Genomic DNA, 279 nt, shown 5'->3' with positions numbered 1-279 from the left:
GAAAAAACCAATTATCCAGACCATTATTTTGATGCGGTTTGCATAGGTCATGCGTTGTATTGGTTTGATTTGGATTTATTTTGGCAAGAAGTAAAGCGCGTACTTAAACCGGGTGGTCTTTTGGTGTGTTGGGGGTACAACTGGCTTACGGTAGGCGAGCAAGAAGACATCGTTATTTCTGAGCATGTACTGTCTCATTTGTCTTCTTATTGGCCTGTACAGAGTCGTTTGCTTTGGAATCAGTATAGAGATATTCAATTCCCATTTGCTCAAATGGGA

The 279-nt window shown here is 40.9% G+C and carries 1 protein-coding gene; it reads left to right on the top strand.

Annotation, left to right across the window (positions count from 1 at the left end):
• Positions 1-279: methyltransferase domain-containing protein (locus V6259_RS19795; protein ID WP_341585991.1), on the top strand; the 279-nt coding region annotated here is incomplete at both ends.

It is taken from the genome of Marinomonas sp. TI.3.20, assembly GCF_038155025.1.
In the GTDB taxonomy this organism is placed as follows: domain Bacteria; phylum Pseudomonadota; class Gammaproteobacteria; order Pseudomonadales; family Marinomonadaceae; genus Marinomonas; species Marinomonas flavescens.
The sequence above is the reverse complement of the archived record's forward strand: the minus strand, read 5'-3'. Positions and strand labels throughout refer to the sequence as shown.